The following is a 24,140-nucleotide window of genomic DNA, read 5'->3' as shown; positions in this document are numbered from 1 at the left end:
TGATTTAATAGCATTTTCAAGATTTTCTTTTGACTCATCTGTCAATTTGTCAGAATTTTCTTCTAAAGATTTATTTAACTTATCAATCAATGCTTCTATTACAGATGTATCTATTTCTTCTTTTTCTTCTTTTAGTTCAAGATTCTTGTAAGCTTCTTTTAATTTTGTTACAGCTTCATTTACTTCTTCTTGTGTTGCATCTTCTTTTTCTAAAACTTTGTTTGATTTTTCAATTTCAGATTCTAAAGATTTAACAGATTCTTCTGTGAATTTATCCTTAATATCTTCCATTAATGAAGGTATTAACTCTAATGTTTTTTGAAGCTCTTCTTTATTAACTTTTGATTGTTCTGGTTCTTTTTCTACAAGATTTTCAAAAGCTTCTTTTAAGTTTAATAAAGCTTCATCTACTTGAGCTTGTTTTATTGATTCATCATTGTAAGCATCTTTAGCTTCTTTTAATTTTGCTTTTAGATTTGCTATTGAATCTTCTGTCATTTTTTCTTCTACTTCTTCTAAAGCAGCTTCTACAGTTTCAATAGCAAACGCTAATTGTTCTTTATTTACTTCATATTCTTTGATATTAAAGTGTTTTGGATTGTTTTCTGCAAAGACTTTTATCCACTCATTTAATTTTTCAAATTCATAAGTTTCACTTGGATCATCTGCCCAGAAAGCAATCATAGAACCTATTGTATCAACTTTTGTTCCAACATTTACATCAAATCCTTTTGTTCCTGATTTCATATTGTTCAATGCAGATTGTCTATTGTATCCGCCAGAATTTTCTCTACCAAGAACATAGTACCAAGAATCGTTTACGTTTAATATATCATGTCCCTTTTCAACAAAAGTAGTTGTTGGGGCAACATTGAATCCCCACCATCCTGCAGTCCAATATGCAATTATTAATTGTTTATTGAATTCTTTATCTTCAGCACCTCTATAATAGAAACCATCATTAAATGCTAAAGGTCTCATCTTCGCTTTAACAATTCTTTCTGATAACTCATTTGCATAATCTACAAATAAATCATACTGACCATTTTGAACTAGATTTGCCCATCCTGGATTTCCAAATGCATCATTTGCATATTCATCAGCTCCGAAGTTAAATACTTTCATTCCTTTATTTGAGAAATAGTTTATATACAATTGGATGAATTCTGTTGTGAATTCTGCAACTTCTGGTTTTTGTAGATCCATTGTTGTAACAGATTTTTTTGCACCATTATAATAATGTGGTCTTTCAAAACCTAAATGTACCATAGCTTCTAATATAGCATCCATATGTCCAGGTGAATTTAATCCTGGTATTATTGTAATACCTTTAGAATTTGCATACTCTATTATTTCATCCATTTCTGCTTCTGTTAAAGCCTTATCAGCATCTATTGTTAAATTCTTAGAAGCAGCGTATATTCCATTTCCTTTTAATATACCTTCTTTAACATCATCTGATTTATAACTAGCATCTTTTGTATTTACTGTCATGTCATCTAGTAAAAATCTAAATCCATCATTACCAAATAATAGATGTAAATAGTTATAGTCATTCTTTTGAAGTGAATCTATGATTTGTTTTATATCTTTTACTGAGAAGTATTTTCTACCAGCATCTAAAGAAACAATTTTTGCTTTTTCATCACCAAATGGATTTGGAAGTACTTCATCCTCTGGTTCTTCTACTGAATTATCACTATTAACATATGATAATGCTAATATGTTTGATTCTTCTTTACCTTCTTCTTGTGTACGATAGAATACACTTCCTTTATCACCTTCTAGCTTAACATCTGTGAATACTGCGTATCCATTTTCATCAAACACTTTTTCAGCTATTAAATCTGTAGCTTCTGCATCTCTGTATACTCTTATTGTAAAATCAGACATTTTTTGTCTATAAAATCTTGATAATTTTTCTTTATTGAATTTTATAGCATATAAGTCATCTTTTTGATGTACAATTTCTGCAGATGTCATAGGAATATTATCAGATTCTGTATCTAATTCTTCATACATCTTCCAATTGTATATTCTCAAACCACCCCAAGGTGTTCCATTATCTACTTTTGTTACATTTAATCTCCATCTTTTAGCTGTTACAGGTTCAGGTAATATTCTATCATCAACGTGATAAATATTGCCTACTACATCTTCAGCTGTTTTCCAGCTTTGTGAATCTTCATCCCAATAATCCAAACTATAATTAGCAGCGTTCATCGCTCCATCATTATATGATTCACCAGCATGACCTGCATGTTCAATTACCCATCTTTTAACAGTTCTAGGTTCCTCAAATTCTATTATTGTATTGTCAGGACCTGGATTCCACCATTTATCAGTTAAGTCTACTAAAGTATCATTAATAATTTTCGCTTTAGATTCATTATCAGTACTTATTAGTTTCGCTTCTGGTGTTATATTTCTATATTTATCTTTTGCAAGTGTAGTATCAGATGCTGCAAATCCACAATCAAATTCTGTAGTAGCAGCTTCTGAATATTTTCCATTTTCAGCAACTGCATAAACTTTTAATTTTTGAACAGTTTCATTTGAATCTATAGATCTTGATAATTTTGGTAAATAAATATTATTATTTGATGATGAGAATAACCATTCTTCACCATTTTCTGTTTCTTTATATACATCATATCTATATGCACCTTCAACTTTATCGAATGATACTATAGCTTCAGCTTCAGTTCCTGTATGAACCGCTTGTTCATCAACTTTAAAGTTTTGTGGAGCATTTAATTTAGCATCACTATTTCCTATTACTAATTCACCAAGATTTAATTTATAATCTTTATTACCAGCAGTATTTTCTATTTTTAGTCCAATACTATATATTGTTTCTCCTGCAAATTGAGATAAATCTAATCTAACTGTTTCCCATTTATCTTCTTCTGAAGGAATTAATCTAAGTTCTCTAACAGCTGAAGGAGCATAATTTTCATCTAAATTAACTGTTAAATTTAAGCTTGCGCCTTGTCCACCTTTATATGTTATATCTAAGAATGTGTCATTTTGAGGTTTGAATTTTGTTGCAAAAAGATTTACTTCATGATATGACCATTCATCTATCTTTCCATATAATTTAACTGAAGAACCACCATTATAAGCATCCTCAAAGTCATAATACGCATTTAATGGTTGTCCTTTATCTGTATTTGTCCACCATGTCCATGTTGGTAATACGTCTTGAACTGATCTTGAGTTCCAATCTTGTGTTACAACTTTATTACCATCTTTGAACCAATGTCTACCATGTCCAGTATTGAATGATGTATAGAAATTAGGTTCTAATATAGGTGTTGTATCTACAACATATCTTGCCATACCATTGTATACATTTGGAGCGTCATTAATCGTTGCAGGATTTCTATTTTCTCCTGTCCAGAATTTATTTATAGCGTCATGTAAGCCTTCTTCTGTTTTAGCTTCACCATTGATAGTATCTGGTATGAATAAACCAATTGATACTTTTAATTTATTATCATCTCCTAATAATGCCGGTCTATTACCTTTTTTTGTATAAGTTATATCTTTTTGCAGTTCAAATCCAGCATAAAAATCAAATGGTGATCTATCAATTGATTCCATATGTTCTTTTGAACTATTTATTTTATTAGTGTACCAGTTAAAGTTAGCAAAAAATTGGTCTACAGCGATTCTTCCATCTTCTGTTTTCTTCATCCATATATCATTCGCACTATTTATAGAGTCATAATGCGCTCTATATCCATTGTTAGCCATTGCATCATAAAATGAAATTATTAATGGTTGACCAATACTTTCACCGTGTGCCTTCATTTCAAGTATAAAATCTTTTAATTCTTGTGATTTTCCACCTGTTGCATATCCTGTAGTTTCTTGGTTGAAGAAATAACCATCAAAACCATAGTGTTTTGCAATTTCAGCTAATTTTCTTGCAGCTGGATATTTTCCATCACTATCTTTTTGTAAAAACTTAGCAAATATTTCATTATCTGAAGCAGATCCAGACCAATTAAAGAATAATGTACCTAATATTGGAACACCATTTTTATGAGCAGCATCTATTACGTCAGGTGTAGGTACAGCTCCATCCCAAAATACTTGTGTTCCTACATATTGCCACATATCAAATGTGTTTACATTAAATTCATAATCACCTACTGATGAATATTTGGAGTAATTGTTACCTAGCAAGTATGCCAATGATAAAATTTCACCTTCACTACTTGCATATTCATTAATTGGTGAACCCTTAACTCTTTCTTTTAAAGGAACTGAACCTCTATTAAGTTCATCATTTGGTAAATTCGCAGGATCCCATTCTGGAATACTATCTAAATTTAACCTTAATCCTCTTGGTTTTAAAGAAGCTTTTTTCTGCACAACAGGGTCGATGCTTGATGTGTTTTCAGTAGCATTTTCTTGTGCAAATACATAAGTCATAGGGTTTAATGCTATTGTCGCACCCAAAACAAATGCCAAAGCTTTTTTTAGAAACTTTTTCTTACTGTCTGATTTAAAAATCATATATACCTCCTCAATATGAATATGTTTTCTCCCAAACTCATTATATTTGAAACAAATTAGAAACCATAATCTAAATCATCTGCTATGTTAAAATATCATGAAAATGTTTTCTTATGAAAACGGTTATCCGCACTTATTTTCACAATTATAAAAATTTAGATTTTTTTTCTTTTTATTAATTTATAGTTTTCTGGAATAATAAATGTTACAATTTGTTAATATTGTTTTTGTTTTCATATTGAAAATAAACTAAATATAGAATTCTATATAATAAAAAGAGCCAAATATATATTTGACCCTTTCACTTTGATATTTTAATAAAGTTTTAAAAACTATACTTTATATCATTATACTAAACTATTTTATTATGATCTAAATTGTCTAAATATTCTTCTAATTTTGGAACAATAAATTTGAATGTTTCTTCTTCAAATGGCACTTTTAGACCTACTTTTTCAATAGTTTCTTTTGTACCATATTTTCCACCCATTATGCATAATTCTAAATATTTCTCCCATGCATCTTCATGATTTTCAAGATCAAGCACGAAGAATTGGAAAGCATTCAATTGAGCTATTGTATAATCCAGGTAATAGAATGGTGATTGATATACATGCATTTGTCTTTGCCATCTTCCACCTTCTTCTTGATATTTATCATCAGCATAATCTATATGTGGTGAATATTTCTTTTCAATTTCTCTAAATTTTTTATTTCTCTCTTTTGGTGAAGCTTCTGGATTGTCATATACCCATTCTTGGAATTCATCTATTGATGCACCATATGGTAAAAATTGTAGGGAATCAACGACATGATTGTAATAATATTTTTCAGTATCTTCTTTGAAAAATGATTCCATCCATGGATGAGTAAAGTATTCCATTGACATAGAATGAGTTTCCATGATTTCCATACAAGCGTCTCTTAATTCTCCTGGATATACATCTCTAACTAAATATCCTTGGAATGCGTGACCTGCTTCATGTGTTAGAACATCTGCATCATGACTAGTACCGTTGAAGTTTGCGAATATAAATGGAAGTCTAGCGGTAGGAATATATGTCATATATCCACCTGGAGCTTTACCATCTTTTGATTCTAAATCCATCATTTCACTTTCAATCATTTCATTAAAGAATATTTCTGTTTCTTCAGATAATTCTTTGTACATTTTTTGAGCTTCTTTTACAAGCTCTTTTTCATTTCCTTTTGGTGTTGGATTTCCTGATTTAAACTTAAATGGAACATCATAATATTTAAAATCTGAAATTCCAATTCTTTCTTTTTGCTCATCATAAAACTTTTGTGCTAATGGAACAATATATTTCACTATTAAATCTCTATATTTCTTAGCATCTTCTCTATTCCAATCAGTTCTACCAAACCCTCTATATGCAACTTCTAAATATGATTCGAAACCAAGCTTTCTAGCTATTTCATGACGTATTTTAACAAGTTCATCATAAATTCTATCAAAATCTTCTTGTCTCTCACTAAACCAGTTTGAAATAGCCATAGAAGCTTTTCTTCTAGTTTCTCTATCTTCAGATTGTGTATATGGCGCCATTTGTGATAAGTTTAATTTCTTTCCATCAAAATCTATTTGAGCTGTACCCATTAGTTTTTGATATTCATTAGTAAGTTTTGCTTCCTTAACTCTGTCTTCCATAATTTCTGGTTTAAAAATATCTTTTTGAAGTTCATCAGTTAAAAGAATATTTTTACCAAATTGCCCCTCATAAGCAGCCCTAAACTCTGAATTCAATCTGATATTTTGTAATCTATTATTTACTTGAGATAATCTTGGATAGAATTCATCAAATGATTCTACTTCTTTCTCATAAAATTCATCTCTTGTATTTATTGAATTTCTAATGTATGAAATTGTTCCCATTGAAAGAACCACTTCAATTATTTCTTCATATTCTACTAATGCTTGTAAATATTCATCTAATGTTTCAGCTTTTTCAGCAAGATCTAGTTTAGAATTAAGATTTTCGATAGTTTTATCATAATCTGGTCTTTTATATTCTAGTTCATTAAGTTTCATTTTTACCTCCGTTATGTTATAATATCTTATTATAATATATATATTATACTTAATTTTTATAAATAAATAAAGGAGTTTATTATGTATTATTGGTTCGTTGAACAAAGCCCAATAATTCAAGCATTATTAGCTGGAATATTTACATGGCTTTGTACAGTAGCTGGTTCTTCAGTTGTTTTTTTTTGTTAAAAATATAAATGAAAAATTTCTTGCAATTATGCAAGGGTTAGCTGCAGGAATAATGACAGCAGCCGCATTTTGGTCTTTACTTGACCCTGCACTTGAATTTGCAAAACAAAGTCCCTTACCTGATTGGTTGCCAGTACTAATAGGTTTTTTATTGGGAGGAGTTTTTCTTAGATTACTTGATATAATAGTTCCACATTTACACTTGAATGAAGATCATGGAGATTCAGACAATAAAGAAATAGAAAAAATTGGTAGAACCAATATGCTATTTTTAGCAGTTACTATTCATAACATCCCTGAAGGTATGGCTATAGGTGTAGCTTGGGCAGCTGCAGCAATGAATGTTTCAAGCGCGAGTATAACAGGAGCTTTAGCGCTTACAATAGGTATTGGTATACAAAATATACCTGAAGGTTCTGCATTATCACTTCCAATAAGAGCAGGAGGTAAATCTAGAAAATATGCATTCCATATGGCGCATATATCTGCATTAGTTGAACCTTTTGGCGCTGCATTTGGAGCATTTGCAGTAACTTTAGTAACAGCACTACTACCTTATGCTCTATCTTTTGCAGCTGGTGCAATGTTATTTGTAGTAGTAGAAGAATTAATACCAGAATCACAAGGCTCTAAATTTACAGATATCGCAACAATGGGCTTTTTAGTCGGTTTTTGTATTATGATGGTGCTTGACGTAGCTTTAGGTTAAATTTAAGAAAAATAATTTTTTTAGGATATAACTTTTATAGCAAATATAAAATTATAAAAATTTAATATACTTTTTGTAGGAAATTATAACTAAAAAAGTTCCAATTTGAATCATTAATTCAAATTGGAACTTTTTAAAATTCTTATAAATTCATTATAATTTCTAATATATTCTTTAATAAAGTCTCTCCCTGTAAATCATAAAATTCTGACAATCTTTCTAATTGAAAATCTTCGAGATTATCAAAAATATTTAAAGATCTATTTAAGTCAACTAATCCTTCATCTGTTCTGTATAATAATAGTTTATCATCATTTATTAATTCTATAGCTTTTTCAATGTATTCACTATAATCATCATATCTTATTATTTTCCAATTTTTATTATCTTTTGGTGTATAAGTACTCTGTGGTAACTCTTGAATATATTTTATAGCTAAATTACGAATATTTCCTTTAACATTTAATTCCTTTGCTTTAATTGATGACCATACAAAATCAAATTTTTTCCCAGAAAGCGGACCATTTACAGATGTAAGAAAGTCCATTCTATATTTATTCATACCTATTGTAATATCGTCTCTTAAATTAATTGCAGTTCCATCCATATATCTAACATTTTGGATTCTTGATCCTTCTTCTCTTGTTATATCAATTTCGTATTTAATATTCCCAAATAAATCAAGAGTTGAATATTTTGAAGATGTTCTTTTAGGATTAAAAGATATATTTACATCTCCTCGTTTTGCTTGATTGTAAAAAGCTGCAGACCATTCCATATATTTCCACAAATCTTCGCCTGTTATTTCATAGTCTGTAATTTCTCCTCCTGCATATCGATATGCATTGAATATATCCTTACGCCTTACAACAAGATCATTAATTTCTGGCCAAAAATTATCAAAATGTAATGCTACTACATCTCCTGTTGAGTAATTATGTAATACATCTGTGAAAAAATTTGTAATTTTAGTATCAGCAACTCTCGTCTGACTTATACCTTTAATTTGATCTTTTTCATATAAAGGTGAAGTCAAATATCCCACAGGTTCATTTATATAATCTCGCAACTCTTTATGATATACCTTGAGTAAATCCTCTATTTGTTTATCTCTTTCAATAGATGAATCAATTTTAATAATAGAAGGTTCAATTTTAATAAGATTTTTATTTTTATCAAAATATAAATCGTATCTTCCAAGTCCTCTACCAAATGCTCCTGGTTCCAAGAAATACGTATTATTAATTTTTGTATTAACAAACTGATGCATATGACCACCAAATACTGCATCTATCTTTTCTGCACCTTCTACTTTCGTTAATAAATCAGTAACACCAGTAAATGGTATATCATTTTCATTAAAATCCCCCATATGAAAAAGTCCGATTAAAGCATCTACTTCTCCTACATCTTCAAGAAGCAATTTTAATTCATATTCTGCATCGGTGACATCATAGTTTTTTAGATTCCCTCTCTTAGCTTCAAAAGTTCTAACTAAAGGTGTGTTTAAACTAATGAACCCAATTCTTAAACCACTTATATTCTTGTAATAAACTCCATTCATAAATCGCATTCTATTTTTCTTACGATAGAGATTTCCCATCATGGAAACTCCTCTAAATTGACTCACAACATGAATTAAATGGTCCATTCCAAAATTGAACTCATGATTCCCCATATTATATATTTCATAATCCATCTCATTTATAGCTTCAATTCCTGGATATTTATCATCTAACAAAAAGAATTCCGCACTATTTCCTTGAATTAAATCCCCATTGTCTATTAAGACAGTATGGGGATTTTCTTTTCTTATATTCTTTACAATAGTACTGATTCTACTCAGTCCTCCGAGCGGAACCTCTTCATCTTTTGAATAATCCCACGGAATATAAAAGCCATGCACATCACTTGTACAAAGTAATGTAACTTTTATAATATTATCTTCCATAAGACCTCTTTTAATTATTGTTGTTCAAAGTCTAATAAAGCTTTCTTAGCTTTTTCTCCTCCAATATAATTTCCTAAACTACCATCTGATTTTACAACTCTATGGCAAGGAATAATTAATGGGAATTTATTTTTTGCCAGAGCATTTCCCACAGCTCTTGACCCTTCTTCTTTGCCTACTCTAGAAGCTAATTCTTTGTAAGTAATAGTTTCTCCAAATTTAACTTTTTTAAGTTCTTCATAAACTTTATTTTCAAATTCATTACCTTGTTTATCAAGTGGTAAATCAAAGCTCTTTCTTTCACCAGATATATATTCTCTAACTTGATCAATACTTTCATCAATTATTTTATTACTTTTTGTTAAAAATACACCTTCAAGAGCCAAATGATTTGAATTATTAACTTCAATACCTAGCAACTTTTCATCATTTGCATAAAATGTAAGCACTACCAAACCTGTATTAAATCTATATCTATTTATAACTTTTACCGCCATATCATTCTCCTTTATTTAACATATTTTCTAGTGTTTTAACTAAATTTTCAAATATTTCTAGTGACTGATTTACTGTTTCAGGATTAGACATGTCTACTCCTGCTATTTTTAATTGTTCAATAGGGAAATGTTTTGCTCCATCTTTTAAGAATTCCATATACTTTTCCCTTGCACCTTCTTCTCCATCTAATATACGTTTTGCAAGTATTGATGAAGCTGCAAATCCTGTTGCATATTTATATACATAAAAATTGCTATAAAAATGTGGAATTCTCATCCATTCATAAGCTATCTCTTCATCCGAGATCATCGCTTTTCCAAAATATTTTTTATTCAATTCTAAATATAGTTTTGAAAAATCTTCTTTTGTTAAAACTTCCCCAGATTCAATTTTCTTATGAGCATCTCTTTCAAATTCTGCAAACATAGTTTGTCTAAATACAGTTGATTTATAACTATTTATATAAAAATCTATTAGATATATTTTTTCTTTATCATTTTCAGCTTTATCTAACAAAAGATTTAATAATAATGCTTCATTGAATGTAGATGCAACTTCAGCTACAAATATTGTATATCCAGAATGTAAATATGAATTATTATTTCTGTCATAATAACTATGAAGTGAATGTCCCATTTCATGAGCTAACGTAAATAGTGAGTTTAGGGTTCCATCAAAGTTCATAAGTATAAAAGGTTTTGTATCATAAGAACCAGATGAGTAAGCTCCACCTCTTTTACCTTCTCTAATTTCAGCATCTATCCATTTTTCAACAAATGCTTTCTTGTATATTTCAACATATTCTTCACCAAGGGGTTTAACAGATTCAATAACTAAATCTTTTGCTTCCTCCCATTTGTATTTCTTTTCAAACTCTGGAGAAATAGACATATATACATCATACATATGTTGCTCATCAAGTCCTAATTCTCTTTTTTTGATTTCGTAATATTTATGAAGTGATGGTAAATATTCATGGACTGAATCTATTAAAGTGTCATATACTTTTTCGTCAACATCATCATTAAATAGAAACATTTTTCTTACATTATCGTAATTTCTTATTTGAGAAATTTTAACAGCTGCATCAACATGAGAATAGTATGATTGCGCAATAGTATTTCCAAATTGATTGTAAGCATTATAATATTCTTTAAAAGAAATTTCTCTTAATTCTCTATCTTCATCAGTTTGGATATTTGTAAAATTAACATTTGTAATTTGTTTGTCCCATTTTTCTAAATAAGGGAATTTCATATCTACATTTGTTAAATAATAATACATGTTTGATGCTGTTTCTCTTGATGAACTCAATGTTGATATCACTTTCTCTTCTTTATCAAAAAGTGTATGCTCTCTTTTTCTAAAAACTTTCATTAAAGCAACATCAAAATCTTTAAGTTTTTCATCTGATTTTATTTCGTTTGCTTTTTCTTCAGGTAATGAAATTAAATATGGTACTAAAAAAGACATTTTGGTTATATATTTATTGTATAAATTCATAACTTTTTTATCTATTTTTTGATATTTAGTTACATTAGCATCTTCATCTTTTTTCATATGAGCATAGGAATATGCTTTTTCTAAAACTCTACTTGTATCGACATCTAAAAGTAAAATATCTGTGATATTCTTTCCAATATTTTCTTTTAATGCTTCTATCTTATCTAAATTATTTTCTACCTTTTCTAAGTCATTGTCTAAATCTCTATCAGACTTATAAATTGTAGTTAAATCCCATTTTATTTTATTTGTCATAATCTATCCTTGTTTTATAGTGATCATCATCAAAGAAATATCCTTCACCCCAACTTGTTTGAATATATTTATCAGTATTTGTCTTTGATAATTTTTCTCTTAATCTTCTTATATGCACGTCCACGGTTCTAATATTCGAATCATTGAGACCATTCCATAATTTTTCAGCCAAATCTTTTCTAGAAAATATTGTTTTCTTATTTGTAACTAAAACATATAAAAGATCAAATTCTTTTCCAGTTAATTCAATATCTATAGTATCAACTCGAACCTTTCTTCCCACCATATTAAACTCAAATCTACCTTTAACCAAAGAATTTTGATTCTTTTCTTGTTTTTTAGGCTCTTGTCGATTAGGTAATGATCTTCTCAAAACTGATCTTATTCTCGCTTTAAGCTCTAACAAATAAAATGGTCTAGTGATATAGTCATCACAACCATATTCCAATGCAAGAACAACTTCATTAGGTTCATGTTTATCTGATACTACTATAGTAGGAATATTTACAACTTCATTCATTTTTCTTTTTAAATCTAATCCTGTACCATCTTTATAGTTCATATCTATAATAGCTAAATCAAAATCTTTTTCTTTTAAAGTATCTATAGTATCTGCAATATTATTAGTTGACGCAATTTGATATTCTTCAGATTTAAAACTATATTTAAAATTCTCAATAAAGTCTTGATCGCTATTTGCTAATAAAATTCTCAAAACAAACCCCTTCGTATTTTTCTATATATGAATTATAACATAAATGTAATAAATTCTTCAAATCAAAAGAATAACGATTTCATTTGTTAAAAATTAACATTTGATTCATTTTTTAAATTTTATAATTTGATATCAATTTATTCGTAAACGACAAATTTCTAAAAAAATAAATTAAATTCTTTTATTATCATAAATAAGTGTTAAATTAAAAAAAAAAACAGATAATCATAATTCAAATGACTTGAACCCCTCCATCTATATCCAAGATTTTGGGGTTCAATTTAAATAGTCTATTTATTTTTATATCTTTTTATTTTCTAGAATTGCATTCCAGCCATTGGATTTGGCATTTCTTCTTTTTCTTTAATATCTGTGATTGCTGCTTCTGTTGTAAGTATCATAGAAGCTACTGATGCTGCATTTTCAAGAGCTGATCTTGTCACTTTTGTTGGATCAACAATACCAGATTTGATCATATCTACAAACTCATCATTTAATGCATCATAACCAAAACCTTCATCTAATGATTTAACTTTATTCGCAATTATTGAACCTTCCATACCTGCATTTTCAGCTATTTGTCTAGCTGGAGCCTCTAAAGCTCTTGCAACTATTATTGCTCCAGTTTTTTCATCACCGTGAACGGATTCTATATATTCGTCAAGCGCTTTAATTGAATCTAAAAGAACCGTTCCACCACCAGCAACAATTCCTTCTTCAACCGCTGCTTTTGTCGCAGATAATGCATCTTCTATTCTTAGTTTCTTTTCTTTCATTTCAACTTCTGTAACTGCGCCAACTTGGATAACAGCTACACCACCTGCTAATTTAGCAAGTCTTTCTTTATATCTTTCAATATCAAATTCAGAATCAGAGTTTTCAATATCTCTTCTTATTTGATTTATTCTTTCCTGAAGATTTTCTTTATTTCCGGAACCATCTATAATAGTAGTTGAATCTTTATCAACATTAACTTTCTTTGCTGATCCTAATTCATCAATTTGTATTTCTTTTAAATCATCTTTAAGTTCTTCTTTATATACTTTTGTACCTGTTAATATTGCAATATCTTCAAGAGATTTAGCTCTATTTTCACCAAAACTTGGAGCTTTTACTGCTACAACATTAAATGTTCCTCTTATTTTATTTAATATTAATGTTGTAAGAGCTTCTCCTTCTATGTCATCAGCAATAATCAATAATGGTTTTGAAGCCTCAACTATTTGTTCTAATACTGGTAAAATTTCTTGAATATTATTAATTTTTTTATCTGTAACAAGTATTAATGGATTTTCAAGTTCAGCAGTTTTCTTTTCATTATCACTAGCCATATAAGGTGACAAGTATCCTTTATCAAATTGCATACCTTCAACTATTTGAAGCTCTGTATCCATAGTTTTTGATTCTTCAATAGTTATTACACCATCTTTACCTATTCTATCCATAGCATCCGCAATTAGTTTACCTATTTCTGAATCCGCAGATGATATAGCACCAACTTGTGCAATTGATTCTGTAGTTTCAATAGGTGTTGAGAAAGATTTAATTTTATCTACTACTATTTTTGTAGAATTTTGAATACCCTTTTTTAGGATTACTGGATTTGCACCAGCAGCTATATTTTTTAATCCTTCAGAAACTATTGATTGAGCTAAAATAGTTGCAGTTGTCGTACCATCTCCTGCAATATCATTTGTCTTAGTTGCAACTTCTTTTAAAAGCTGAGCTCCCATATTTTCAAATCTATCTTCTAATTCTATTTCTTTTGCAATAGTAACTCCATCATTGGTAATCATTGGAGCTCCATAGCCTCTATCTATAACAACATTACGTCCCTTAGGTCCAACAGTTACCTTTACTGCATCTGCTAATTTATTTATTCCATTTTCTAGAGAACTTCTAGAATCAATACCATATTTAATATCTTTCGCCATAATAAACTCCTATCCTTCAACAACTCCTAGCACATCTTCAATATCGATTAATATATATTCTTCTTCACCATCTTTGATTTCTGTTCCTTTATATTTTGTGTATATAACTCTATCACCAACTTTAATATTTTTATCTTCAATTTCTTTAGAAACAGATATAACTTCGGCATATACAGGTTTTTCAACCGCACTATCTGGCATTAAAATACCAGAGGAAGTTTTTTCTTCCTTTTTAATTGTTTTTAAGACTAATCTTTTACCTATAGGTCTAATCTTCATATTTTCCTCCATATTATACCTTTATCACTCAGCACATTCAATTGCTAATAATATTATACCACAAATTTATAAATTCTAACATTAATTTTAAAATATCATTATTTTAATCCATTTTTTGTATAAAATTTGGCATAAACTTGCTTTATTTCTAAATCTCATATATGATATTGGGAGTGATTTATGAAAGTGAGGATTTATGCAGTTTAAGAAATTAAGTAGAAAAGATAAATATACTTATAATAAATTTAAAGAGCTGTATTTCAATGCATTTCCAAAAGAAGAAAGAAGACCACTATTTTTATTTTGGTTAACTAGCAAATTTGGAAAAATAGATGCATTCGCTTTAGAAAAAGATGAAAAATTTGTCGGTTTATTAATTTCCGCTAAAGATAAAGACATTGTTTGGGTTGATTATTTAGCGATAAGTCCTGAATATAGAGGACAAAATTTGGGAAGTGAAGCTCTTGAAAATCTAAAAGAATATTATTCTAATAGTAGGATTTTCTTAGAAGTTGAAACACCTTTAGATAATGTAGATAATTATCATCAAAGAGTTAAAAGAATCAATTTTTATAATAAAAATGGATTCCGTAATTCTGGTCTTAGAGTTAATTGTTTTGATTGTGATTTTACAATACTTTCTTATAATGGAACAATCAGATATCAAGAATATCTAAATATCAATAAAGCTACTTATGGTTTATTATTTTATCTTTTATCAAAAATAAAGAAAATCGATGATTCTTTCATTTTATCAAAACAGTTTAATTAGAATTTATAATATCTGTTGGGAGACCAGCAGATATTTTTATTGGATGAATCCTTGTATGGAGTTGTAGAAATGGTTATTATTTAAATACTCTTTCTGATTTTTTTAATTTATTTTTTAGTTCTCGGAATGAAATTAACAGATTTTCGGTTTTTAGGATTTTATTTTACATTTCTCAGAAAAAAAAGCTTATAAACTACTCAATATTCACAATAATTAGCGATCTCGTTACATTTATTTAACATTCAAGTGCTACTTTTCCGTTTTAATAAAAATATTTCTAAATTCTCAGAAAAATAGCCATTTTCATTCAGTTTTTTGTAATATATTTTCCATTTCTCAGAAAAGACTCCGTTTTCATTCAGTTTTTTGTAATATATTTTCCATTTCTCAGAAAAGACTCTTGATGGATCTCCGTTTCTAAAAAAAACAATAAAAGCTCCATATCCACGGAGCTTTCTTAACTATTTGCCTATCTTATTTTCCCTAGCATAATAAAACAAATATTGTTGGGCATAACCTCTATAATCACCGAATAAATCAATTCCATATTGTAATATCTGTTTATTTGGAATAGTTTCTTTTATATATAAATATTCCATTAACCTTTTAACCCATACATCTACAGGGAAAGTCTTTACTCTATCATATCCAAAAAGTAATATACAATCTCTGACTTTTGGACCAATACCCTCTAGTTCTAATAAATTATTTCCAAGAGTCTCATCACTTAAATCATTACTATAAACTTCGGGATTATCCAAATACGCTTTTGCTGCATTTACTATACGATAATTTCTAAATCCAACTCGTGCTATTTCTTTTACTTCTTCAGGATTAGCAATCGAAAGTTGTTTAGGAGTAGGAAAAGCATAATATTTAACTCCCTTATATTCCTCTATAAAATCACCATATATTTCACTCAAAATTCGGATTGAGTTTTTAATACGTGGTATTTGATTATTAGCAGAAATTATAAATGAAATTATCATTTCAAAACTTTCCTGATTTAGAATTCGAATCCCATATCCAAATTCCATAGCTTCTTTAAGACTTTCATTTATACTATATGCAGGAACTTTAGATAGATTTTCTTTTATAAAATCATAATCTTTATCTAAATCAAAATAATGGTGCCATATATTTATAAAATCTTCTTCATTAGTATTTAAAATAATTATATCTTCATCATCATGAAATATTTCTATCACTTTATTATAAGCCACAACAATATAAGATCCTGATTCAGTCTTATCCCATCTGAATGCTTGTCCACACTCAAAAATATGTTCTGTATTAAAATTTTTTAATCCTTTTATTCTAATCCCATTCTGTATCGTTTGTATTTTGTACATCTTTATCCTTTAATTCTATCGCATGAACTACAAATCTACCTTCATCTGAAACATTGTCACATGTAGATAATGTAATTATTTTATCCTCTTCCTTAAATTCCAAATTTAAACCAAAATCATTTATTGATTTCGCTTGTATACCTTGAAGATATTCAACCCATTCTGACTTATCTCTATTTGGCTCTATATAATCATCATATTCGTGTGAATAATAAGCTGAAAATATCATATATTTCTTATATCCTTGTTCAGTATAAACTTCAACTATACGTTCTTTTTTAGCCTTTACTACCTCAGGATCTTCCAAAGTGAGTAATAATTTGAACATAGGAGAATAAAACTCCGGATGTGTCCTTAAATTATGACCAAAAAATGTAATATTCATATCTGAAAAATCTGGTTTATTCCAGCCATTCATAAAAATAGTTCCTGGTCTTGAAGAATTTCCTTCCAAGTCTCTAAATAAATAATAATCGTTATCTTCATGAACCCATGTTACAGGATTATTAATTTTAAATTCCGGAATTTTTATAAAAGCATATATATCCTTATTTTCTAACTTCAGTCTTTCTATGGTTCTTTTCGCTATAAAATCTAACTGTTCTTTTGTTAATTTGTCATGATTAGATTTATCATCTATCTTTAATTCTTTATTAATCTCTTTTTCTAAATCATCGACAATTTCATTTACTTTTTCTAATTTTTTTGTGTTTTTGTAGTTTTGATAATAATAATCACCAATTTTATATGCACTATATAAAATAATTGCTAAAAGAATTACTTGAATGATTGTAATAATAAAATTTTTTCTTTTATTTTTATTATTTTTTTTATTATCTTCCATTTGACCTCCTAGGCGAATTAATGTAATTAACAATATATTAATAGTATAGTATAAATAATATAGATTTTCTATTTTTAAATTTTAATAGTATAATTATATCACAGAATATATTTTAGGAGGAAAAATGGCTGAGTTTAGATACAACCCATTACTAGATGATTGGACTATTGTAAATGGTGATAGACAACATAGACCTGATATGCCGAAAAATTATTGTGCATTTTGTCCAGGTTCAAATCAAATTAAGGATACATATACAGTTCTTAAATACGATAATGACTGGCCATCTATGATGCCAAATCCACCACAACCTGATGACATAGATACAGAATTGTTTAAAACTGCACCATCTTATGGTAAAGCAGAAGTAATTTTATATTCTCCAAAGCATGATGCGTCATTATGGGAATTAAGTATAGATCATCTTACAAAACTTGTTAATTTATGGAAAGAAAGATTTATCGAAATAAAAAAAGATGAAAATATAAAATATATAATGCCTTTTGAAAATAGAGGTAAAGAAGTTGGAACTACACAACCTCACCCACATGGTCAAATTTATGGATATGGTTTTATGCCTTTAAGACTTAAATTAGAGCTTGAAAACTCTAAAAAATTCCACGATAAAAATAATAAATCACTAATTTTGTCAATAAGAGATGAAGAACTTAAAGTAGATAAAAGAGTCGTTTTCCAGAATGATAGCTTCGTAGTATTCTTACCATTCTATACAGACTTCCCTTATGGGGTATATATAGTTCCTTTAAAAGATGATATTCATACATTTGAAGATTTTGATGAAAAAACTACCGAAGATTTTGCAGATATTTTGAAAAAAACACAAGGTATGTTTGATAAACTATATAACAAAGTATTTCCATATATGATGTGTATATATCAAACACCTGTAAACTCAGAACTTGAAAATGAATCTAAATCTTATTATAATTTCCACGTTAAATTCTATCCTCCACTAAGAGGTGAAAACTCAATTAAATGGTATGCTTCATCTGAAACAGGAGCTTGGGCTAAAACTAATCCAAGAAGAGTTGAAGAAACTGTATTTGAATTAAAAGACGCTTATAAAGAATTTATGGAAGATAAAGAAGTTATATGGTAACTAATTTCACAATTTAATATTCATAAAAAGGAACTTAGACAAAAATATCTAAGTTCCTTTTTTATTCCTTAGGTACATACCTATATCCAAAAAATACAACACTTCCACTTATTAATAAAAATGTACTTATATATATAAAACTTGTAAGTAAAGAACCTATTAATATAATTATTGAACCCATACTTGCAATAATAGGTATAAATATTTTTAATTTACTTTTTGATTTTACTATCTCAAACGTTTTTTTATAAAGCAATATATAAATTAAATAATTAAATACAATTGATATTTCACTAATATCTCGTCCGTTAAAAACATTATATTTCATTACTAAATAGTGTATGAAATTCCAAAATATAATCGCTATAATATAGATATAAACAGCTTTCTTAGATATTTGAAGTTTCTCATCAATCTTAGATATTTCCCATTTATCGGATATCATTCTCTTTTCAGCTAATGCTTGAGGTATTCTAATAGAACCAAGGCTCAATCCATTTAAAACTCCAATCACTGAAACCACTACAATAGTTAATAATACATTTCCAAGCCTATCACCTAATATTTTTTTTCCGGCTACAAATATCGCTTCATCACCAAGTGAAATAATTTGTTCAGGGCCAAGTATACTGTAAATACCTATCAAATACACAATGTAAACAAATAATATGATAATCGGTCCAACAATTAGCGCAATCGGCATATTCTTTTTCGAATTTTTTACTTCAGGAGCAATATTTAATGTAATCGTCCACCCATCAAGAGAATAAGCTAAAGGTACTAGTGCTGTTAGCCACGTATAAGTTTTAAATTCTTTTGCAAAACTATTTAGGATATTATCAAAATTTCCTAAATTATTTGCATAAAAAATTCCATAAATAGCAATAGCAAATAAAGGAATTAATTTTATTAATGTAGAGACATTTTGTATAGCTGATCCAAATTTTCTATTTAATGAATTTATAATTATCAAGAATATATTATAAAATAGGCCAAGTGCTATTTGCATAGGCAAAGTAGCATCTATTCCAATTAAAATAAATGTATAAAGAGCTGCAGCCCACCCTAATACAACTGACACAGAAGGTAAATATATAAAAGCAAAAAACCAACCATACCCTCTTGCTAAATCATGTGATATAAACGTTTCAAAATAATTTATAACACCGCCTGATTCAGTAGTTTTTCTTGATAAATAAGAGAATGATAACGAACCAAATATTATGCTAATAGATCCCATAATCATTACAATTATACTAAGTAACAAATTTCCGTTAGTAAATGCAAATATATCATCCGCTCTAAAATAAATTCCAGATCCTATAACTATTCCTACAACCATTGTAATCGCTGTAAAAACTCCATATGTTTCACGCTTCACGATCATCTCCTACTATTAATAATTTCTTTTATCCTTTTTATATCTTCAAACAATATCGCTGTTTCTTCACTTGTAGGATAAGTATTTGACCAAACAAATTTTGTATCTAATCTTCTGAAAAAATCAAATAATTCTTCTTCATTTAATATGCTTCGTAATTTATATCCATCATGAATAGCTTCCAATATTTTTAAATATCTAATAGAAATATTTGGTTTTTCACAATTTTTTAATGCAGGATATATTAAGAAACAATCTCCAGGCTCAAAAAATTCATGTGTAACATCAACCAAAGGATTTTTAACCCACGCATCATATGCCCATCTTAAGAAGCCATCTGCGATAAATGACTGTACAACAGTAATATAAGTTTCTCCAAATTGACTTAAAACAAAATTTCCAGGCTTATGTCCTGTACATGAATACAGGGAAGTATATTTATTTTGTTTTCTTCTTTCATTTGTAAATTCAATAAACTTGTTTCTATCTTTTTCATATTCAATAAAAGAAACTGAAGCATATTCAATATATTTATCATATTTTTTAGTATTTTCAAAATCATCAATAGCTGCTGCAACTTTAATATTTATATTTAATTTATCACTTGCTTTTTCTATAATCTCAAAAATTTCATCATTAAATCCCTTTTCATCTATTCCAATAAAAACTTTTTCGTGAATATTTTTACTCTCAAGATGTCGATAGAGATGCTCTAAAAAATGCATCCATCTATCAGAATATAACTTAGACTTAATATCATATTTTTCCCTTACTAATTCCCCATCTTTTATATAGGTAAACGATTCATGCCATGGAGCCATTCCATACAATATGATTCTTTTTTGTCCCAAACCTAAATCATTTGTGATTCCAATCCACTTATCAAAATCACTAAAATCATATCTCATCTCTTCTTCTAATTTCCATTTAATCATTGACGGAAATTTTATTTTATTTTTGCTATATGTTTGATCACCCCAAGCATCTTCGCATAAAGAAGCAACTATAGCATCTCCACCTAAGTCTTTATATGGTTTTAAATGCTTTTTTAATATTTCAACATGATCATTGCTAAATGGTTCTACTTCATAGTATTCCGCAGATGAGTAAGGATATTGCCAAAGTTGAATATCAAAAATTTCTTTATTTATTTCTACAAATTTATCAATAACTTCCAATTCTAATTCTTTATTAATAATTTTCTCACCATCACTTATAGCAATGTTTATTTTTGAATCTTTAGCATTTTTTGTATAAATATCTATAAAAAATGATGTAAAATCTCCTTTAGTAAGCTTTACTTGATTAGTTTCAATCAATAAATCGGAAGCCTCTGTTCTTTTTATATTTTCTTCATAAGGTATTGGCTCAAATGGTTTTCCAGTGTATGCTAAAACTTTTTGAACAGCATATATCTTAGATTCTACTTCATCTACTTTATCTATACCTAAATTAAGGGTACTATCTTCATTTGCATACACTAATAATTGAATTATTATATGATCATTTTTCCATGCTTTATATTTAAAAATTTCTTCTATTGAATTAAATTCATTAGAAGAAATTTCTTTAAATTGTTTATTTGAATTTACTATCTTAAAATCGAATTTCATTTATCTACCTGTAGATCCTATTCCACCTTCTCCACGATCTGTTTCATCTAAACTATCGACTATATCAAATTCAACCTGTACATATGGCTGAATAATCATTTGAGCTAATCTATCTCCTTTATGGATTACATGTTCTTTATCACTATTATTTACAAAAAATATATGAATATCACCTCTGTAATCTGAATCAATTATACCTACTGTATTCGCTAAAGTAATTCTATGTTTTATACCTGCAGAAGATCTTGGATAAATAGCACCAAAATAACCTTTAGGAATAGATACTTTTAATCCAGTCGGAACATTTGCCACTTCATTCGGTTTAACTACTATTGGCTCTTCATTATTACAAAATAAATCAAATCCTGCACTACCTTCTGTAGCGTATTTAGGAATAAAATTTTCTGTCACAATTTTTAATTTCATAAAATCCTCCAATATAAATTGGCGAGCATGTCTATAAGCCGTGTTCTGTATTTGATAATCATCTATCTATATGTATAGTCGCCTATACATTAAAGCAATCTACCTACCGGACCCAGCCAGCTACTGGGCTTTTATCCTATTTTGATTTTGCACCGAATGGGGTTTACATAGCCGTATAGTTACCTATACGCTGGTGAGCTCTTACCTCGCCTTTCCACCCTTACAGACCTAACTTATGCGCTCCAATATTTGATGGGATTTATCCAATCAAACATTGGAAATATAAAGTAGGTCTCACATCAAGAATCCCCAAGAGAAGCGACCTTAGGAGCTTCGATTGGTTAGGATTCGTCGGTGAGAAGCCTATAATTAACACAAGTTAAATTCTGCGGTATATTTCTGTTGCACTAGCCTTAGAGTCGCCTCCACCAGACGTTATCTGGCATTCTGCTGTATGGTGCACGGACTTTCCTCGAAATTTTCATCTCGCGATTATCTGACATACTCGTTATTTAAATTTAACACAATTACACTATTTTGTCGAACATTTTACCAAATCTGTCTTAAATATTTTGCTTCATTCTCATATTTTATAAATGTTATATCATCTTCAATATATTCACTTAAGATATTTTCTGCAAAACATGAAAAATATCTCTCTGAACCTTCATGACTTATGTCTATTAGAACTAAGCCTTTTTCTATAGAATCCATTGCATGGTGATGAGTAATATCTCCTGTTATATATACTTCGACTCCTTTATCTATAGCTTCATTTACAAAATCCATACCAGATCCTGTAACTAATCCTATTCTAGTTACTTTATCAATTTCTCCATAAACAATAACTCTATCTAAATCTAAATTTTCTTTAATTTGTTTTACTAAAGTTTTAAATTTTATATCTACATTACTAAAATCTCCGTAATATAGATTTTCTTTATATTCTTTTATAAATCCATCTGATTCAAATCCCATTCTATTCAGAATATATTCATTAAAACCTTTCATATCTGATGGAGTATGACTTGCATATATTACAATATTATTTTGAATTGCTTTTATTATTTTTTTCCCTTTAAAATCATCATTGTCAATAGAATTTATTCCACCAAAAATTATTGGATGATGACAAAATATTAAATTACAATTATTTTCTATTGCATTTTCTATAACTTCTGGAGTAATTTCAAGTGTTGTGATTATACCTGTCAATTCTTGATTAATATCACCAATTTGTAATCCACTATTATCCCACTCTTCTTGTAAATTTGGATTTATCTTTTTTTCAAATAATTCAATCAACTCTTTAATTTGCATAATAAATTCTCCATACAATTAATTTTATCTTCCAATTCTTTTATACGATTTTTAACAACAATTGTATCATTTGATTTTATATTGTTTATAACAGTTTTAGAATGGTTCAATTCTCTTTCAATATACTTTATTGTCAATTCATCTTTATTTTCTATATTCTTTTTTCCATATATATAATAATCATTATTATCATACTTATTTACTTGGTTTGTATATTTTGTAACTATAATTGTATATATATAGTTTTCCTCATATACATTTGCTTCATCTATTATTTCAAACCCTTCTGAATGTAGAAATTTTCTCAAATGATCTAATGAGTTATTCGCTTGTAAAATAAGTTTATCCGCTAATTTTGCTACATCAATACCATTTTTAATTATCTTAGAAATTAAATATCCTCCCATTCCAGAAATTATTATTTCATCTATATTTTTAGGAAGATCTCTGATACCATCTGTTACAATAGTCTCAATATCATATCTAGAATGTTGTAATTTATCAACTAACTTTTGTAAAGATTCCTTTGATATATCTGTAGCTATTACTTTTTTTGGTTTTTTTTCTTCATATATTTTTATTGCAGTAATTCCATGATCAGACCCAATATCTGCAACTATTTTATTTTCATCTACAAATTCAACTATTTTATCAATTCTATTCATATTAACTCCATCTATTGTTGGTATCGCTTATATATTC

At 28.4% G+C, this 24,140-nt stretch carries 18 protein-coding genes and 1 other RNA gene; 3 read left to right on the top strand and 16 right to left on the bottom strand.

Annotated elements, in window-relative coordinates:
* Nucleotides 1-4,527 (bottom strand): endo-beta-N-acetylglucosaminidase (locus G534_RS08470; RefSeq protein ID WP_084510130.1); only part of this gene is annotated, 4,527 nt, incomplete at its 3' end.
* Between the two features lie 352 nt (nt 4,528-4,879).
* A complete protein-coding gene (locus G534_RS0107260; protein ID WP_027348509.1) occupies nt 4,880-6,577 on the bottom strand; it encodes a M3 family oligoendopeptidase in 1,698 nt (565 codons plus the stop codon).
* 217 nt (nt 6,578-6,794) lie between these two features.
* Here G534_RS0107260 and G534_RS08235 point away from each other — a divergent pair, with 217 nt between their 5' ends.
* Nucleotides 6,795-7,475 (top strand): ZIP family metal transporter, encoded by a 681-nt coding sequence (locus tag G534_RS08235; RefSeq protein ID WP_240470428.1) that lies wholly within the window; start codon nt 6,795-6,797, stop codon nt 7,473-7,475.
* A gap of 142 nt (nt 7,476-7,617) precedes the next feature.
* On the opposite strand, the gene G534_RS08230 is transcribed toward G534_RS08235, so the two are convergent.
* From G534_RS08230 to G534_RS0107225, 6 genes are all read right to left on the bottom strand, one after another.
* Entirely contained in the window at nt 7,618-9,426 is a 1,809-nt protein-coding gene (locus tag G534_RS08230) for a bifunctional metallophosphatase/5'-nucleotidase (protein ID WP_051177474.1), read from the bottom strand.
* Between the two features lie 14 nt (nt 9,427-9,440).
* Nucleotides 9,441-9,923, bottom strand: coding sequence for a methylated-DNA--[protein]-cysteine S-methyltransferase (locus tag G534_RS0107245; RefSeq protein ID WP_027348508.1), 483 nt, complete (start codon nt 9,921-9,923; stop codon nt 9,441-9,443).
* A gap of 1 nt (nt 9,924) precedes the next feature.
* Nucleotides 9,925-11,682 (bottom strand): oligoendopeptidase F, encoded by a 1,758-nt coding sequence (pepF, locus tag G534_RS0107240; RefSeq protein ID WP_027348507.1) that lies wholly within the window; start codon nt 11,680-11,682, stop codon nt 9,925-9,927.
* Nucleotides 11,672-12,397: a response regulator transcription factor gene (locus G534_RS08225; protein WP_051177473.1), complete on the bottom strand. Its 726-nt coding sequence runs from the start codon at nt 12,395-12,397 to the stop codon at nt 11,672-11,674. The genes pepF and G534_RS08225 overlap by 11 nt, the downstream gene beginning before the upstream one ends.
* Nucleotides 12,398-12,714: 317 nt before the next feature.
* Nucleotides 12,715-14,331, bottom strand: coding sequence for a chaperonin GroEL (gene groL / locus G534_RS0107230; RefSeq protein WP_027348506.1), 1,617 nt, complete (start codon nt 14,329-14,331; stop codon nt 12,715-12,717).
* A gap of 9 nt (nt 14,332-14,340) precedes the next feature.
* On the bottom strand, nt 14,341-14,610 hold the full coding sequence (locus G534_RS0107225) for a co-chaperone GroES (protein WP_027348505.1): 270 nt from the start codon (nt 14,608-14,610) through the stop codon (nt 14,341-14,343).
* Nucleotides 14,611-14,806: 196 nt separating this feature from the next.
* On the opposite strand from G534_RS0107225, the gene G534_RS08220 reads away from it, so the two are divergent.
* Entirely contained in the window at nt 14,807-15,382 is a 576-nt protein-coding gene (locus tag G534_RS08220; protein WP_051177472.1) for a GNAT family N-acetyltransferase, read from the top strand.
* Between the two features lie 461 nt (nt 15,383-15,843).
* On the opposite strand, the gene G534_RS0107215 is transcribed toward G534_RS08220, so the two are convergent.
* The gene (locus G534_RS0107215) at nt 15,844-16,734 is read right to left on the bottom strand and encodes a DNA-3-methyladenine glycosylase family protein (RefSeq protein ID WP_027348504.1); all 891 of its coding nucleotides are present in this window, start codon (nt 16,732-16,734) and stop codon (nt 15,844-15,846) included.
* Nucleotides 16,700-17,578, bottom strand: coding sequence for a class B sortase (locus tag G534_RS0107210; RefSeq protein WP_027348503.1), 879 nt, complete (start codon nt 17,576-17,578; stop codon nt 16,700-16,702). The genes G534_RS0107215 and G534_RS0107210 overlap by 35 nt, the downstream gene beginning before the upstream one ends.
* Nucleotides 17,579-17,702: 124 nt before the next feature.
* On the opposite strand from G534_RS0107210, the gene galT reads away from it, so the two are divergent.
* Entirely contained in the window at nt 17,703-18,698 is a 996-nt protein-coding gene (galT, locus tag G534_RS0107205; RefSeq protein ID WP_027348502.1) for a galactose-1-phosphate uridylyltransferase, read from the top strand.
* Between the two features lie 61 nt (nt 18,699-18,759).
* On the opposite strand, the gene G534_RS0107200 is transcribed toward galT, so the two are convergent.
* From G534_RS0107200 to G534_RS0107180, 6 genes are all read right to left on the bottom strand, one after another.
* Nucleotides 18,760-20,079 carry an APC family permease gene (locus G534_RS0107200; protein WP_027348501.1) on the bottom strand — a complete coding sequence of 440 codons (1,320 nt, stop codon included), beginning with the start codon at nt 20,077-20,079 and terminating at the stop codon, nt 18,760-18,762.
* Nucleotides 20,080-20,081: 2 nt separating this feature from the next.
* A complete protein-coding gene (locus G534_RS0107195; RefSeq protein WP_027348500.1) occupies nt 20,082-21,692 on the bottom strand; it encodes a DUF4091 domain-containing protein in 1,611 nt (536 codons plus the stop codon).
* Complete coding sequence (gene dut / locus G534_RS0107190; protein ID WP_027348499.1) at nt 21,693-22,118, bottom strand: dUTP diphosphatase; 426 nt, start codon at nt 22,116-22,118, stop codon at nt 21,693-21,695.
* Nucleotides 22,119-22,136: 18 nt separating this feature from the next.
* Nucleotides 22,137-22,626: RNase P RNA component class A (gene rnpB, locus G534_RS08645), an RNA gene on the bottom strand.
* Nucleotides 22,627-22,667: 41 nt separating this feature from the next.
* A complete protein-coding gene (locus G534_RS08215) occupies nt 22,668-23,438 on the bottom strand; it encodes a Nif3-like dinuclear metal center hexameric protein (RefSeq protein WP_051177471.1) in 771 nt (256 codons plus the stop codon).
* Nucleotides 23,420-24,103 carry a tRNA (adenine(22)-N(1))-methyltransferase gene (locus tag G534_RS0107180; protein ID WP_034596126.1) on the bottom strand — a complete coding sequence of 228 codons (684 nt, stop codon included), beginning with the start codon at nt 24,101-24,103 and terminating at the stop codon, nt 23,420-23,422. The genes G534_RS08215 and G534_RS0107180 overlap by 19 nt, the downstream gene beginning before the upstream one ends.
* Nucleotides 24,104-24,140 lie beyond the last annotated feature (37 nt).

It is taken from the genome of Helcococcus sueciensis DSM 17243, from assembly GCF_000423145.1.
GTDB classification, from domain to species: Bacteria; Bacillota; Clostridia; order Tissierellales; family Peptoniphilaceae; genus Helcococcus; species Helcococcus sueciensis.
This window is presented reverse-complemented; position numbering and strand designations above follow the sequence as displayed.